Origin of the sequence: Pseudorhodoferax aquiterrae, assembly GCF_014652235.1 — a bacterium.
Taxonomy (GTDB): domain Bacteria; phylum Pseudomonadota; class Gammaproteobacteria; order Burkholderiales; family Burkholderiaceae_C; genus Pseudorhodoferax; species Pseudorhodoferax aquiterrae.
The window spans coordinates 1-16,192 of sequence record NZ_BMYK01000008.1 but is presented as its reverse complement, the minus strand read 5'-3'; the positions used below and the strand labels follow the sequence as shown (position 1 = coordinate 16,192).

Here is a 16,192-nt window from a genome sequence, read left to right as displayed (position 1 = left end):
GCAAGCGTCCGCTCTCGGCCAGGAGCAGCCGCCCGCCGCGGAGCCGCGATAGACAGCTCCAGACTGGGTACGGTCGTTCGACGTTCTAAAGCGAATGTCAGCGGCTGCCGGAGCCGGTCATTGACCTTCCTCGTGCGAAGCGATTCCCTTCGTCGCCGACAACTCTCAGTCGGAATCTGTAGCCAGCCCGGTCGGCTCAAGAGGGAAGACCTTGGTCTTCGTGCAAAACTCCGTCACCCTGCGTCATAACGCCACGCGCCAGTCCGACTGACGAGGAGTTTTCCTTAAAGCTTGTGCCCCTTGAGAAGGGGGCATTGCGGCCAAAGCGGATCGAGGATGAGCGTGTGGACTTTTGCTCGCGTGATGCCGACTCGAAGCACACGTCGGCTTTTGGGATACGGTGCAGTGTCGCCTCGCCACACGAACGATGATTCGACGGCGGGGCCGGTCCGACGAGCTTCGCGGACGAGGATGACTCCGTCGAACTGCTTGCCCTTGGCCTTGTGGAAATTCATGACTTGCAAGCCCATCGGCGGTTCCACGCCGTCGAGGATTTGCTCCTGTGCGAGAGCCAAGTCGAGAGCGGTGCGGGCATTGGTGTAGGCGCCGTCGCGAAGCCATTCATCAGAGAGGGCAGCCGAGATGCGATGTCCCCGACGGAACGCCGCCAAGAAGTCCAGCTGCGCAGCAACCCGCGTGAGTTCGTCTTGATTGGTCGCCCGCAGCTCATGTTTGACCGTGAGCCAGTCCTCGGCGGGATCGCCGCTGAAATCGTTGACTGTCAAGCGTGAAATCAGACCGCGCAGCGCGTTGGCGATGTTGATGTTCAGGGCCTTGCCACCCTTGATTTTGTTGGCCTGCTCCAAGAGTTTGGCGACTTCCTTCCGGCCCTGTCCCGTCGCGCGCCTCGCGGCGGCGATCATTTCCATGCTGGTGGCGACATCGGACTCCAGTTGGGCGAGGTCCTTGGGTTCCAGCAGAAAGGCCGCGAAACGGGCTGACAGCAGCGCTTCGGCCTCGTCGAACAGCAGCTTGTGCCGAACCGGCTTCCCGACATTGGCCCCCAACGCATTCAGAGCGTTGGACATCTTCAACGCACTGCGGTTGTTGGTGACCAGTATCGCGATCGTCTCCACCTTCTTGTCGCTCTGAGCCCGAATTGATTTCAAGAGCTCCCCGAGGGCTCGGCGCAGCAGATGATTCCAGTTCGGCGGTGGCTTCTCGGGGCGGTAGGCAAGGGCGGACACGCCCTTGTAAGGCGCGCCGCGTGGCTTGGCCGTCAGGATGTCATTGCCGAACGCCAAGATTTCGGAGTCCGGGCTGCGGTGGTTCTGCGTCCCAAGGTCGATCTCGTGCGGCTTCAATGCCTCCCTGATGGCGATCACGCGCTCCGGGCCGACGCCTGGCAGGTAGTCGAAGATTTGCTGCTCGAGGTCTGCCAGGCACAGCACCTGCGTGTGTGGCGCGAGCATCTGGATGCACTGCCACGCGTATTGGCCGGTGTCCTGGGCCTCGTCCACGATGATGACGGGATGCCGATGAGCGATCGACGCCAAAAGATGCGAGCTGCGAGCCAACAGAGCTGTCGCATTGGGCGCGAACAGATCGAACGCGATCCGCCCCTCTTCGCGAAACAGCCGCTCACGCTCGGCAAGCCACTCGTACCAGCCATCGTCTTCGTCGCCGAGGCCGCCCGACAGGGCCTTCTCGTCGTGTGGCAGCAAGATCGAGAGCCTACGCTGTCCCCCGAGCAGGTAGGCGTGGGCTTTGAGGATGTCCCAGAAGAACGAATGGAACGTCTGGACGGAGAGCTGCTCCTGTTCGGCTTTGGTGGATTCGAGCTTGGCGGCATCCAAGATGCGCGCCACTGCCGCCCGCGAGAAGCTCAGAAACAAGGCCGACTGACCCGGAAGCATGCCGTCGCGAATCCGCTTGACCGCCTTGCGCAGCGCGAGCGTCGTCTTGCCGCTGCCGGGTCCGCCGATGACCAAGGCATGGCCCTCGCAAGCCATGACGCTTTCGCGCAGCTTACAAGGCTCGTTCATGAAGCGGCCGCAGCGGCGGCCGGTTCGGGTGGTGCTTCATCGCCGTCGTCGATCGGGGGTGGGGGTGGGAAAAGTGCGAACACTGACGCCAGAAAATTCGTCACAGTGGCCGGCAGCTCGTGGAGCTCGCACTCCTCGAACAGGCGCGCCGACCAGCCGGCGCCTTTGTTGCCGCCAAGGGCTTCTTTGACGATGGCCTTGACCGCGTCGTCGCTCGGGCGCGCATCGGGGATCGCGACGTTGCCGTTCTCATCATTGGCTTTTAGGCCCGACAGGAAGGACCACAGCCGATCCACGGGTACCTCCGCCACGACGAGGTCTTCGAAGCCCTTGTAGGCGTGCTCGACATTGATATCGAAGTTGTCCGCCAGAGCCTGTGTCTGCTCGGGCTTGCGCTTCTTTTTGTAGTCAAGGTCGTAGAAAGCGAAGGTGCGTAGCCCCAGCGTCTTGAAGAACTTTCCGAACTTGGGCATGTTCGACTCGCCATCAGCGTCGAAGAAGGCCACACCCGCGATGTCCAGCGGCTGCAAGTTGGGATCGCTCTCCTCCATGCGCCGTGCTACGACGGGCATCGCATGCAACTCGGTAACGCCTTCGACGACGATGGCTGCTCGTCCCAGCATGCATTCAGACAGGCCGGAGCGAGAGAAGCGCTTGTAGTCGTTGTCTTTGAGGCCGGTGGCGTCGGAGACCTTTCGCGCCGTGACCACGCCGGCATTGCGAGCCAGCAGCAGTGTCTTGGATGGCTCGAACTTCTCGATCACAAATGGCGAGTGGGAGGTCACGAAGGCCTGCGTTGTCTTGGTCAGCAGGTACTGGGCGATGCGTCGCTGGGTGTGCGGCGGCACTGCGATCTCAGGCTCCTCCATGGCGAAGATGACCGTGTCGGGCTTGAGGTCGGCGATGAAGGAGAGCAGCGCGAGCACCAGCGTGTTGATGGTGCCCGTGCCGGCGTGGGGGAATGGAACGTGTCCTTGGTCCGCCGACAGCGCCAAAAAGAACGTCATCGTCTTACGCAGATGCTCACGCGTGAGCTCCGAGACATGCAGCTTGGTGGCGTTGCCGGGCGACTCCAATGCGATGTAGCGGGCCAGCCGCCTCTCCACGGATCGAAGAACCGGCGCGATCTCGGCCGCGTCGGCTTCGATATCGAGGCCGCGCAGGCGCTCGATGGTCTTCTCCCACAGGCTGGTGCGCACGCCCTTGGTCCGCAGGATGATGTCGAGCAGCGACCCACGCTCCAAGCTCAGCGCCCGCGAGCCGGTCCGAAGCGCCCGCAGGTATAGGAAACCAAACAGCCGCTTGATCGGCTTGGGCACCTTGGTCAGCTCCCCGGGGGGAGCGTCGGGGCTATGGGAGAAGTAGGTGCGTGCCTCGAACTCGTCTTCCTCGAGGTTGTATTGGCCGATGGTCTCGATCCGAAGGCAGGGGACGGCATGGGGCAGATTGGCAGCGTCGGCCTCTCCCGGCCCGAGCAGTCTTTGCTCGGCTACATGCCAGAACTCGATGTTGCCGCCGCACTTGGCTCCAATCTCGGCGCCGGGTTCAATGAGGACCGCCTCGATCCGAAGCGGAGTCGGCACCCGTTCCGCGCCTTCTTCTGCGGCAGGGGCCAGGTATTCAGCGTTGTAGAAGTCGAACTCATCGACCGGAGGGAAGCGGTTGAGCCGGTCGGGGCCCAAGACCAAGTCGAGGGCTTCGCAGAGCGTGCTCTTGCCGACATTGTTGGAACCCACCATCAGGGTGTGCCCGTCGAACAGGAGCTCCGCCGACTTGATGCCGCGGAAGTTCGAGATGGTCAGCCGGACAACCTTCATGTCTTCTCCCGTATTGGCGTAAGGCTTAGCTTGATGGTGTGGTGGTCATCCTAAAGAGGCTCGCATGGTAGTCTGCCCAAGCCAGCCTGGAGCGGCCGCATTGTGGCAGTCAGCGTCAGTTGATCTCGCAGCAACGACTGACAGCAACCGCTGCACTGCTGACGCTTGGGTTCAGCAGACAGAGGCCTGCAGAGGGCGCCAAGCAGCCGCTCAACAGGCGCATAGAGAGGACGCAAAGCACGTGCGCGGTCGGCTGCTCAATGTAGGGCCAAGTAACCCGATGTGCGATGACTTCTGCAGGACCCGTACCTGCACCCTTGACACTCCGTGAGCAATCATTTTGGTGCGACCGGCGCGCCCTGATCCAGGGCGCCCGCGACCACCAGAGGGGGGCAATGGATGTCCGCCAGCCCGGCACGCCAGTCTACGTTTCGCACCGCGTGGCAGCAGCCCAGGTAACCGGCCGGGTCGGTGGCCAGCAGCGTAGCGCGCGCAGCCGTTTCCACTTCGGGATGCTGCGCGCGCGGAACGCCGCGTGGAAATAGCGCGTCATGACCGTGTTCGCAATTGCGGCGATGCCGTCGGCAGCGACCGTTGCGATGCGCTGGTCCCAGGCCGCGCGCGCGACCTCGGGATAGAGAGCGCAGGAGTGCGCCGCCATCAGGCCACGCAGCAGCTGCGGATGCCGGATCGCCAAACCCAGGCCCACCATGCCGCCCATGGACTGCCCGACTCACACCACTGGCCCGGCCGCATGCACTCGAACCCAGGTTGCGGCGTCCTCGTTCACCGCGCCACACTGCGCGGGTCCAAACCCACGCCAATGCCTACTGCGCTGTCGCGCGCCTCCCATCCCATGCCCGGCGTCATGACCTTGTCCGGTGTCATGGGCGTGGAACGGATGCGTCGCCCGGTAGCATGGTAAATGGCATTGGTCACTGCCGCGGCGACGCCCACCATGCCGATCTCGCCGACACCCTTGGCCCCCAGGCGGCTGACGATGCGGTCATCCTCCTCGACGAACAGCACATCGATGTCGTGGACGTCCGCCTGCACGGCGACGTGGTACTCGGCCAGGCTGTGGTTCATGAACCGGCCCAGGCGGTGGTCGGCATGGGTCTCTTCGTGCAGGGCCTGGCTAATGCCCCAGACCACGCCGCCCATGATCTGGCTGCGCGCCAGCTGCGGATTCATGATGCGGCCGGCCGCAACGGCGCTGACCACACGGGTCACGCGCACGGTGCCGAAGTCCTCGTCCACGCGCACCTCGCAGAACACCGCCGAGTGGGTTGCCCGCACGTACTTCTTCTGCTTGAGGATATTGGGCAGCATCAGGTACTTGGTCTCCACTCTGGTCTCGCCGGCGCGGGCCAGCAGCTGCTGCAGCGAAATGGCGCAGGAACCGCCGGGGCCGCCCTGCAGCACCATGCTGCCTTCACGGAATTGCACGTCCGCGAACCTCGCCTTGGCGAAGGGCAGGTCGTCCAGTCGACGTGCCAGCGCGAAAAGCTTCTTCTGCAATTTTTCGCAGACGCCTTCGACGGCCGAGCCGACCGTAGCGACGTGTGAGGACCCGCCTTCGATGGGCGCTACCGGCAGGGTGGAATCGCCCAAGCGAAACACGACGTCTTCCAGTTGCAGGCCCATCGCATCTGCAGCAATCTGGGCCATGACGGTGTAGGTGCCAGTACCGATGTCGGTGGCAGCGCTGCCGACCACTAGACGGCCGTCGGCGTGCAGCTCCGCATGAGCGCGCGCGAACATTTGCATCGCGTCCCACTGACCCGTGGCCATGCCCCAGCCAATCAGCTCGTGGCCTTCCCGCATCGAGCGCGGCGCCATGGGGCGCTGGCTCCAGCCAAAGCGCGCGGCGCCCTGTTCGTAGCAGGCGCGCAGCTCCTTGGTCGAGTACGGCAGGTCCTGCGCTTCGTCGCGTTCGCTGTAGTTATGCAGACGCAAGGCCAATGGGTCCATGCCCACCGCGTACGACAATTCGTCCATCGCCACTTCGAGTGCATGGATGCCGTGCGCCGCGCCCGGCGCACGCATGTCGATGGGGCTGTAATGGTCCAAGGCCACCAGCCGGTAGCCCAGCTTGACGTTGTCGCACTTGTAGAGCTGGCCCGACCAGTTGACGACCACTTCGACGTAGTCCTCGATTCGGGCGGTTTCGGCGATGGCCTCATGCAACACGGCAGCCAGGGTGCCGTCAGCCCGCGCCGCGAGCTGCACGCGCTGCCAAGTCTCGGGCCGGTGGCCAAAGGTGAACATCTGCTGGCGCGTCAGCACCACGCGCACCGAGCGCTTGAGGTGCAGGGCCGCCATCACGGCAAGAATCAGGTTGTACTGTGGCCGCAGGCCGGAGCCGAAGGCGCCACCGACGAATGGGTTCTTGACGGTCAGCCTGTGCTTGGGAATACCGAACACGTGCGAGACCATCCAACGGCTGTTCTGCGAACTCTGGCTTTTGTCGTAGACCGTCAGATGGCCGTCCTCGCCCCATAGCACCGTGCTGGCGTGCATCTCCATCGGGTTGTGGTGCTCCACGCCGGCGTAATACTCTGCGCTGACCTGCATCGGCGCGGCGTCGAACGCAGCCTGGGCATCGCCTGTCTCGTCGGGCGGTGGCGAGAAGCCCGCCTTCAGCCGACTCGGCTTGTGGCTGCGCTCCAAGTGGGAGAGCAGGTGCGTTTCGTGCTCCTCCTGCACATACTGCACTCGCACCAGAGAGGCGGCGTAGCGAGCAGCTTCGAACGAGTCGGCCAACACCAGGGCGATGGGCTGGCCGCTGTACAGGATGCCGTCGCTGTGGAAGGGCTTGAACGGTGAGCCGGCAGGCGCCGTCATGTCCTTGTAGAACAGGTCGAGTTTGCGCATGCGCGGGCGGTTCAGATGCGACAGGATCTCCACCACGCCAGGTACGGCCCTGGCCGCATCCAGCTGAAGCGTCGCAATCCGGCCCTTGGCGATGGTGCTATTGACCACCACGCCGAAAATCATGCCGTCTGCCAGGTGCTCGGCAGCATAGCGCGCTTGGCCTGTGACCTTGGCACGGCCGTCCACCCGCGGCACGCCATCGCCTTTGCGCACGTAGCCCGTGCCTGGCTCGGCCACCGGTTGCACATCGTTGTGAGGGCTCGTCATTGGAGGTTCTCCCCGGTATTGCGCACGGTGCCCTGCATAGCCGTCTCCAGCGCGCGCACGATGGCCCGATGTGCCATGGGAAGCTTGAAGACATTGCTGCCCACGCCGATACCTTGCGGCTGCGCCCCCTGGAGCAGACGAGTGGCGACGCGCTCAAATGCAGCGATGTCCGGCAACTGCCCCGACAGCAGTTCCTCTGCCGCCGGGTCGCGCCACGGCTTGTGCGCCACGCCGCCCAGCGCCACGCGCGCGCTCCGTACCCGCCCTGCGCTGTCAAGGTCCAACGCGGCGGCCACGGACACCAGCGCGAATGCATAGGATTGGCGCTCACGCAGCTTGAGATAGACGGAATGGGCGGCGTACTGCTCAGATGCCGGCACCACGATGTACTCGATGAGTTCGTCGTCCGCCAGTGTGTTGTCGAGCTCAGGCGTGTCGCCCGGCAGCCGGTGGAACGCCGCGAACGGAATCTCCCGCGGCCCCCGCAACGACCGCACGTGCACCACAGCGTCCAGCGCCGCCAGTGCCACGCACATGTCCGAGGGATGGGTGGCAATGCAGTGTGCGCTGGCACCCAGGATCGCGTGCTGCCGGGCCAGGCCGCCGATGGCCGGGCAACCCGAGCCGGGTTGACGCTTGTTGCATGGCACACCGGCATCGTAGAAGTAGTAGCAGCGCGTGCGCTGTAGCAGATTGCCGCCGTTGCTGGCCATGTTGCGGATCTGTGGCGAGGCACCTGCCAGGATGGCGCTGGACAACAGCGGCAACCGCTCGCGCACGAGGGGGTGATAGGCAGTGGCTGCGTTGCGTGCCAGGGCGCCTAAACGCAGGCCGCCATCGGCCAGCGCCTCGATTCCAGCGAGGGGCAGCCGGTTGATGTCGACCAGCCGCGCTGGGCGCAGCAGGTTTTCCTTCATAAGGTCCAGTAGGTTGGTACCGCCGGCGATCAACTTGGCGTCTGGCCCCAAGGCAGCCAGGGCCGCGCCCGAGTCAGGCGCCATGGCGTAGTCGAAGTCGTTCATGCCGGCACCGTTCCGGTGACGATAGGGCAGCGCGAGCGCGCGCTTGTGGCGTCGGGCTGCCCCAGCGCCACTTCGGCCACGGCCTGCGCGATCTGCACGTAGGCGCCGCACCGGCACAGGTTGCCGCTCATCAGTTCCCGCACTTCGTCCAGGCTGGTTGCGTTCCCCTCGTTGATGAGGCCGACGGCCGAGCACAGCTGACCGGGGGTGCAGTAGCCGCATTGGAAGGCGTCACGTCGCATGAAGACCTGTTGCAGTGGGTGCAGCCTATCGCCCTGCGCGAGCCCCTCCACCGTAGTCACCTCAGCGCCGTCGCGCATCACCGCGAGCGTCAGGCAGGACAGAATGCGCTCACCGTTCACCAGCACTGTGCAGGCACCGCACTGCCCATGGTCGCAACCTTTCTTGGTGCCTGTCAGCTCAAGGCGGTCGCGCAGCAGGTCCAGCAAGGTGACCCAGGGCTCGACTTGCAGGTCGTGCGCCATGCCGTTGATGCGCAGCTGCACGGATGTGAGTGCCGGCTTGGGCACAGCGCCTGCGGGGGCTGGCGGTTGGACTGAAGACATTTCGGTGGCCGGGAGGTCCAGCAGTGGTGGTGGAGCCCTCCATACTCAGGCCGAGCAGCTGAATGCCGTGTGGGACATTGCGCCGTCGCAGACTGGCCGGTGGTCTGTCGCGGCAGTCGCGTCTCCCTCTGGTCTCCTTCCTGGCAACCCACATTCGCGTGTGCCGGGTCGGCGAGCCACCTTGCCAATCTTCTGCGCATGACCGCAAGCAGTTGCGCTCCTCCTGCGGACTCAGGAAGTCCGGCTGGTACTGCACACCAGGAATGGACTGGACTTCGTCGTTGGCGAACAGGTTGGTTTGCATGCGGCGTGGTCGGTTGCCGACGGCTTCAAAAACCGCTGCCGCCCGGCAGACACAACCAGAAGTTCGTGATACTGTATTGATGTACAGTAACTTTATACTATGTCTGCCGTCCCCGCCTTCGACCCACCTGCCCCCGCCAGACCCGCCAGGGCGCAGGCGCACCTGCAGCCGGTCGCACCGCAAATCGCCGAGTCGGTGTGGCGGGGTACCGAACTGGAGCACCGGACCACGGCCGTCCAGCCCACAGGCTGGCCCGAACTGGATGCCGAACTTCCCGGCGGCGGTTGGCCCCAGCAATCGCTCGTCGAGATCCTGTCGGCGCAGCCAGCGGTGCTCGAGTGGCGGCTGTTGTCGCCGGCGCTGCGCAGCGTCGTGCAAGGCGGTGGTCAAGTCGTCGTGGTCGGACCTCCTCGTCACCCCCATCTGCCTGGCCTGCAGCACCTCGGTCTGAGTGAACGCCAGTTCGTCTGGATCCAAGCCGACCAGCCGGCCGAACGGCTCTGGACGACCGAGCAGCTCATCAAGTCCCGCGCGGCCGGCGCTGTCATCGCCTGGCTGCCCAAGGCGCGCGCCGACCAGATCCGCCGCTTGCAGGTCTGCGCCCAGGGCTGCGATGGGCTGGCAATCCTGTGCCGACCCGAGGCGGCACGCCACGAGTCTTCTGCTGCGCCCCTGCGGGTGCAGGCATCCGCAGGTCTGGACTGGAACCTGCACGTGCACATCCTGAAGCGGCGGGGCCCGACGCACGAGCAGCCGCTGACGCTGCCATCGATCCCCGGCGGCCTCGCGGCCGTCCTGACTCCGCGACTGCGACGGTTGACCCGTCCCGTCGCGCCCGAGATCTCCCATGCTCTGGGTAGCCTTGCTGATTCGGTCCAAGCCCAGCACGCCGCCGCCTGATGACAAGCTGCGTGGCCTCACGATGTACGCGCTGCAGTTCTCGCCGCGCACCGCCATCGTCGAGGACTCCGTGGTCGTCGAGCTGGAGGCCAGCGTCACGCTCTTCGGCGGGCGCCGTGCGCTTCGCGACCGCATCGTGGCGGAGGTCGCAGAGCTTGGCGTAGCCAGCCTTGCCTGGGCGCCCACGAGCCTGGCTGCGCTGGCTTTTGCGCGGGCCGGCAAGGAGAACGGTGTGCGCGGTGCGCTTGCCTCGCTGCTGGACCAGCTTCCGATGGACACGCTGTCGGCGGTGCGTCCGCATGCGACGACGCTGTCGCAGCTCGGCTGCCGAACGCTTGGCGATGTGCGCAAGCTGCCGCGGGGCGGCATCAGCAGGCGTTTCGACAAGGCGCTGCTGACAGCGATGGACCAGGCCTATGGGCTACGGCCGGAGGCGCACGTCTGGATCGAAGCCCCGGAAACGTTCCGAGAACGCCTGGAGCTGATGTCCCGTGTCGACTCCGCACCGGCGCTGCTGTTCGGTGCCCGGCGCCTGTTGCTGCTGCTGTGCGGTTGGCTCGCGGCGCGCCACTCCGGCATCACCGCCTTCACGCTGCGCTGGGTGCACGATGCGATGCGACCGCGCGGTTCGAACGCTGGCGGCGAAGTGACGATCCGCACCGCCGCGCCGATGCGCGACGTCGAGCACCTGTGCCGGCTGCTCGCCGAGAACCTCGCCAAAGTAGAGCTGCAGGCGCCTGCTGGTGACCTGGAGCTCGAGGCGGTCGAGGTGCACGCGCTCGAGGAAGTGAGCAAGTCCCTGTTGCCCGACGTCGCACAGCAAGGCGAGTCGTTGACGCTCACCCTAGAACGCATCGCTGCCCGCCTGGGCGCCGAAAAGGTGCTGCGCCCCGTGGTCGTCGAGGACCATAGGCCGGAATGGCAGACCCATTGGCAGCCAGCGCCGCAGTCGCTGCCGAAGAAGCGCGCGCGTCGCAGCCGATTCCCCGAGCCCAGCTTCATCCTGGCCAAGCCGCTGCGCCTGGCGATGCGCGGGGACAAACCGCTGTACCAGGGTGTCCTGGAGCTGCGCATCGGCCCGCACCGCGTCGAAGGCGGGTGGTGGCATCGCCTGCGAGATGGTGACAACGAAGCGACCGCAATCGTCGTGCGCGACTACTGGGTCGCGCAGAGCCCGCTGGGCGCAGTGCTCTGGGTGTTCCAGGAGCGTCTGGCGCGCGACGACTCCGCCTGGTTTCTGCACGGATCCTTCTCATGAACACCGACCCACGTGCCGGCATCCCACCCTACGCGGAACTGCGCGCGCTCAGCAACTTCTCCTTCCTCAAAGGTGCCAGCTGGCCGGAGGAGCTGGTCGAGCGCGCCAAGCAACTCGGCTACAGCGCGATCGCGGTGTGCGACGAGTGTTCCATGGCCGGCGCCGTGCGCGCGCACACGGAGGGCAAGGAGCAGGGCGTTCACGTCATCCACGGCAGCCAGTTCGCCGTGGAATGCGACAGCCCGTTCACGTTGGTCGTGCTCGCCTGCAACATCGAGGGCTACGGCAACCTCTGCGAGTTCATCACGGGCCTGCGCCGCAGCGCGGCGAAGGGCACGTACTGCCTAACAATCGATGCCATCGACCCTGCGGCGTTAACGGACTGCGTGGTCCTGGTGTCGCCCGACCGCGCGTCCACCGACGACCAGCTGGAAACGATCGCGCGTTGGCTGCTGACGCATTTCACCGGCCGCTGCTGGCTCGCGGTCGAGATGCAGCGCGTCCTCGACGACGAGATGTGGCTGTACCGCATGGAGCGGATCAGCGAGATGACGGCCATCCATCTGGTGGCCAGCGGCGACGTGCGCATGCACGTCCGATCGCGCAAACCCTTGCACGACGTCATGACCGCAACGCGCGTCGGCCGCCCGCTGACCGAATGCGGTCTGGACCTGGAACTCAACAGCGAGCAGCACATGCGCAGCCGTGTCCAGCTCGCGCAGCGCTTCTCCGACGCCTTGCTCGCAGAAACGTTGAAGGTCGCAAGCCGCTGCACGTTCTCCCTCGACGAGCTGCGCTACCAGTACCCGGCGGAGGTCGTGCCGGAGGGCCAGACCCCGACCAGCTACCTGCGCCAGCTCACCTACGAAGGCGCGGGCCGCCGGTGGCCAGGCGGGATGCCGGCGAAGGTGCAAAGCCAGACCGAGCACGAGCTGGAACTGATCGCCGAGCTCGGCTACGAGCACTATTTCCTCACGGTCGCCGACATCGTGCGCTTCGCGCAGTCGCAGCACATCCTTTGCCAAGGGCGCGGCAGCGCCGCCAACTCCGTGGTTTGCTACTGCTTGGGCATCACGGAGGTCGACCCCGCGCGCATGTCAACGCTGTTCGAACGCTTCATCTCCAAGGAGCGCAACGAACCGCCCGACATCGACGTGGACTTCGAGCACCAGCGCAGGGAAGAGGTCATCCAGTACCTGTACGGCAAGTACGGCCGTGACCGGGCCGCACTGACCTCGGTGGTGATCAAGTACCGGGCCAAGTCGGCGTTCAAGGACGTCGGCAAGGCCCTGGGCATCGAATTGGAGCGGCTCGAAGCGCTGGCGTCGAACCTCGCGTGGTGGGACGGCAGCGAGGTGCTGCAGCAACGCGTCGCCGAGGCCGGCCTGGATCCGAAGGAACTGGTGGTGGAGCAATTGATGCTGCTCACCTCTCAGCTGATCGGCATGCCCCGTCACATGAGCCAGCATCCTGGGGGCTTCGTGCTGACCAAAGGGCCGCTCAAGCGCCTCGTGCCGATCGAGAACGCGGCCATGGAAGACCGCACCATCGTCGAGTGGGACAAGGACGATCTGGACGCGCTGGGCTTGCTCAAGGTCGACGTGCTGGCCCTGGGCATGCTGTCGGCCATCCGCCGCTCGCTGGAGTTCATCGGCGAGCGCAAGGGCCACGTGTTCTCCATGCAGGACATTCCGCCCGAGGACCCAGCGACCTACCGCATGATCAGCCGCGCGGACACCGTCGGTGTGTTCCAGATCGAGTCGCGCGCGCAGATGTCGATGCTGCCAAGGCTCAAGCCAAAGTGTTTCTACGACCTCGTCATCGAGGTGGCCATCGTTCGCCCCGGGCCCATCCAGGGCAACATGGTGCATCCGTACCTCAACCGGCGTCAGGGCCGCGAGCCCGTGTCGTACCCGAGCGAGGCGTTGGAGGAAGCGCTTGGGCGGACGCTGGGTGTGCCGATCTTTCAGGAGCAGGTGATGCAAGTGGCGATCCTCGCCGCGGGCTTCACGGCCGGAGAGGCCGACCAGCTGCGACGCTCCATGGCCGCCTGGAAGCGCAAAGGAGGCCTGCAGCAGTACTACGACAAGATCATCACGGGCATGACGAAGCGCGGGTACGAGAAAGCCTTCGCCGAACAGATCTTCGAGCAGATCCGCGGGTTCTCCGAATACGGCTTTCCCGAGAGCCATGCCGCCAGTTTTGCCCTGCTGGTCTACGCCAGCTGCTGGATCAAGCACCACCATCCTGCCGAGTTCCTGGCCGCGCTGCTGAACTCGCAGCCACTGGGCTTCTACTCGCCGAGCCAGCTGGTGCAGGACGCGCAGCGGCACGGCGTCGAGGTGAGGGCAGTGGACGTCATGCACAGCGACTGGGATTGCACGCTCGAAGACCTTCCTGATCCGCCGGCCGTGCGATTGGGCCTGCGCCTGGTGAAGGGCCTGAAGGAGGCATCGGTCGCGCGTGTTGTGGCGGCGCGAGCCCAGGCGCCCTTCGACGATCCGGAGGACCTGGCCCGACGCGCAAGGCTCGAGCAGCACGAGATGCAGCTTCTCGCCGGGGCCGATGCGCTGATGAGCTTGTCCGGCCATCGCCGGCAGCAGGTGTGGCAAGCCTCGGCGTTGCGTCGTGCGCCGGAGCTGCTGCACGATGCGGTGGTCGACGAGGACTTTTTGGAGCTGCCTGCGGCTCTGGAGGGAGAAGAGGTCGTGCACGACTACGAGACCGTCGGCTTGACCTTGCGCAGCCATCCGATGCTGCTCCTGCGACCGGAGCTGAACAAGCGCAAGCTCGCGCGCGCTGTCGACCTGGACGGTGTGCCGGGGGGGCGCTTCGTGCGCTACGCCGGCATCGTCACCGTGCGACAGCAGCCGGAGACGGCCAAGGGCGTCGTCTTCATCTCGCTCGAGGACGAGACCGGCAACGTGCAGGTCATCGTGTGGCCCACGTTGAAGGAGAAGCAAAGGGCAGAAGTGCTGCGTGCGCGCTTGCTGGCGGTGTACGGGCAGTGGCAGTTGCAGGACGGTGTCAAGAACTTGGTCGCGCACAAGCTGGCGGACCTGACGCCGCTGCTTGGGGGGCTTGAGACGACGTCGCGGGATTTTCACTAGGGGTATATCTTCCGCTTGTCCGCAGACAGTGCACCCGCACCCGATCAGCAGCGGTCGTCCATCGGGCGGCCCCACCACCAGCTCGAGTGAGCACTCAGCGAGCGGCGGTGCGCATCAGTGAAGTCAGACTCTGAAGCGATCACAAGCGCAGCTTCGCCAGTCTATTCCGCCTGCTCCAGTCGAATTCAACTGCGGCTGCGAAGCGCAGACTTAGCGCTGCGAGAAGTCGTCAGAACGCGGTATCGTCGCCGGCTTAACTCTTTCGGCCCACCTTACGCGAAGGTCAAGGGCGAAATGCACTTTAGAAGGGCTACTAATGCACCGCCACCTGCCTCGGATCATTCAATCGCAGTCCCAGCCACTGTACTGTTCCTTGCGCTGAGTTTTTTTGCGTCGTCGCGTTTACCAAAGTGGACCGGCTGGGAGAACGGGCCGGTCGAGAATCTGCAAGTTGCGATGCTGATCTCTGGGGGCCTTCTAGCCCTTCGCTACGCGCAGACGCAAACGGCAGCCCAACTGCGAACGTTTTGGCGCTTGATGGCTCCCGTCTGGTTTGTCCTTGCTGCGCGTGAGCTGAGTTGGGGGGCCTGCTTTCTGCCTCCTTACGAGATGGCCGCCGACACGGGCCCCCGTTACTCTTCCACGGTTCAGCTGTGGTACAGGCCAATGGTTCCGTACGTCCTCTCCGCGCTTCTCGCGGTACTTCTATTAAGGTTCGTCTGGACCGGGCAGGTGCCGTTTCTCGCTACGCTTTGGAAGCGCAGAGCTGTGCCGTGCGTAGAGCTCGTTTGCGCTGTCATCTGCATGTTGGCCTCCGGCGCTGCTGAAGGAAAGCTGTACGTGGACCTAGGTCTCGACGTCCATTGGGTCGCTCAAAACTTTGAAGAGCTTTCAGAGACAGGCGCGTACCTACTCGTGCTCATGGCGCAACGGCGCGTGTTTTTCCATTGCGACGTGGCTTGATCTGCCCAGTGAGACCTGCTGGTCGTCGGCTCGGTTGGCTGGGCGACGTCGATAAGAAGTGCGTTTAGGCAATAGCAGGAGCCAATGGGTTGATTGCCTGCGCACATGTCGGATGGGCAGCCCGAGCAACAATTCGCGCTGTCAACCATTCAAGCGTGAGACTGCTCACGGCCATGCGCGCGCATTCACATTGCTTGGTTAGTCCATCGTCCAGGGATCTAGACACGTTCGGCCTTATGGCAGCGCGCCCTGAAGGCCGCGGCGTCGCACGGTCGATGGCTCAGGCGGATCAGGTGTGCCAGAGCAGTCGTCGAAGACTCGATCCTTACTCTCGACGGCATTGCGTTCCGAAGCACCGGAACACGTACTTTTCGGCGATGACCCCAGGTCGACTTGTTGACAAGTCGATAGTTGGACTGAATCGACCTAGCCTGCCAAAACGGTGCTTGACGAGTACGCATGGACCCCATTTTTTCGGTCCGATGTCGTTTAAAGCACCCGACCGGCGTGGCACAGGTATGTCCAAAACTGCATGTTCTAGTTGAAGTTTTCATTTATCAGGACATGACGAGACGCTGATACTGGCGCTCGGGATATGGTTCCGACGATAGGCGGGGGTCGAGCAACCCGCGTAATGAAAGACTGACTGCTGATGCTGAACACCGACGACCTCCGCGCCTACACCGCGCCCCAGATGCTGATTGGTGGCCATTGGCGCCTAGGATCAGCCAGCACAGCCAGCCCAGTCATCGACCCGGCTACCGGTAATACGCTGGACGAGCTAAGCCACGCTTCGTCCGCCGATCTAGACGCCGCGCTTGTCGCGGCCGAGCGCGGCTTTGCGGCATGGAAGCGAGTGCCAGCGGCAGAACGTCAGCGCATGCTGCAGCACGGCATCGATGCCATTCGTGCGCGTCGCGAGGACATCGCCCGCTGCTTGACGCTCGAGCAGGGGAAGCCTCTCGTTCAAGCACGTGCGGAAGTGGACGTGGCGACAAGCATGATGCAGTGGTGTTGGCGATCGTTGAAAACTGACCCACTGACGGGGGCCGCGATCGCGCAA

General features: G+C 64.6%; 10 protein-coding genes. 4 read left to right on the top strand and 6 right to left on the bottom strand.

Annotated features, from left to right (window positions below):
* Positions 1-284: 284 nt before the first annotated feature.
* From IE209_RS14700 to IE209_RS14675, 6 genes are all read right to left on the bottom strand, one after another.
* Complete coding sequence (locus tag IE209_RS14700) at positions 285-2,045, bottom strand: UvrD-helicase domain-containing protein (RefSeq protein WP_189687716.1); 1,761 nt, start codon at positions 2,043-2,045, stop codon at positions 285-287.
* Positions 2,042-3,862, bottom strand: coding sequence for an ATP-dependent nuclease (locus IE209_RS14695; RefSeq protein WP_189687715.1), 1,821 nt, complete (start codon positions 3,860-3,862; stop codon positions 2,042-2,044). The genes IE209_RS14700 and IE209_RS14695 overlap by 4 nt, the downstream gene beginning before the upstream one ends.
* Before the next feature lie 424 nt (positions 3,863-4,286).
* On the bottom strand, positions 4,287-4,583 hold the full coding sequence (locus IE209_RS14690) for a hypothetical protein (RefSeq protein WP_189687714.1): 297 nt from the start codon (positions 4,581-4,583) through the stop codon (positions 4,287-4,289).
* 65 nt (positions 4,584-4,648) lie between these two features.
* Positions 4,649-7,006, bottom strand: coding sequence for a xanthine dehydrogenase family protein molybdopterin-binding subunit (locus tag IE209_RS14685; protein ID WP_189687713.1), 2,358 nt, complete (start codon positions 7,004-7,006; stop codon positions 4,649-4,651).
* Positions 7,003-8,028 carry an FAD binding domain-containing protein gene (locus tag IE209_RS14680; protein ID WP_189687712.1) on the bottom strand — a complete coding sequence of 342 codons (1,026 nt, stop codon included), beginning with the start codon at positions 8,026-8,028 and terminating at the stop codon, positions 7,003-7,005. Before IE209_RS14680 ends, IE209_RS14685 begins: the two co-directional genes overlap by 4 nt.
* Complete coding sequence (locus IE209_RS14675) at positions 8,025-8,594, bottom strand: (2Fe-2S)-binding protein (protein WP_189687711.1); 570 nt, start codon at positions 8,592-8,594, stop codon at positions 8,025-8,027. Before IE209_RS14675 ends, IE209_RS14680 begins: the two co-directional genes overlap by 4 nt.
* 403 nt (positions 8,595-8,997) lie before the next feature.
* Here IE209_RS14675 and imuA point away from each other — a divergent pair, with 403 nt between their 5' ends.
* The 4 genes from imuA to IE209_RS14655 all read left to right on the top strand — a co-directional run.
* Positions 8,998-9,798: a translesion DNA synthesis-associated protein ImuA gene (imuA, locus tag IE209_RS14670; protein WP_189687710.1), complete on the top strand. Its 801-nt coding sequence runs from the start codon at positions 8,998-9,000 to the stop codon at positions 9,796-9,798.
* Positions 9,746-11,056, top strand: coding sequence for a DNA polymerase Y subunit UmuC family protein (locus tag IE209_RS14665; RefSeq protein WP_189687709.1), 1,311 nt, complete (start codon positions 9,746-9,748; stop codon positions 11,054-11,056). The genes imuA and IE209_RS14665 overlap by 53 nt, the downstream gene beginning before the upstream one ends.
* Complete coding sequence (locus tag IE209_RS14660) at positions 11,053-14,166, top strand: error-prone DNA polymerase (protein ID WP_189687708.1); 3,114 nt, start codon at positions 11,053-11,055, stop codon at positions 14,164-14,166. The genes IE209_RS14665 and IE209_RS14660 overlap by 4 nt, the downstream gene beginning before the upstream one ends.
* A 1,615-nt stretch (positions 14,167-15,781) precedes the next feature.
* The coding region (locus IE209_RS14655) for an aldehyde dehydrogenase family protein (protein WP_189687707.1) at positions 15,782-16,192 on the top strand (411 nt) is incomplete at its 3' end.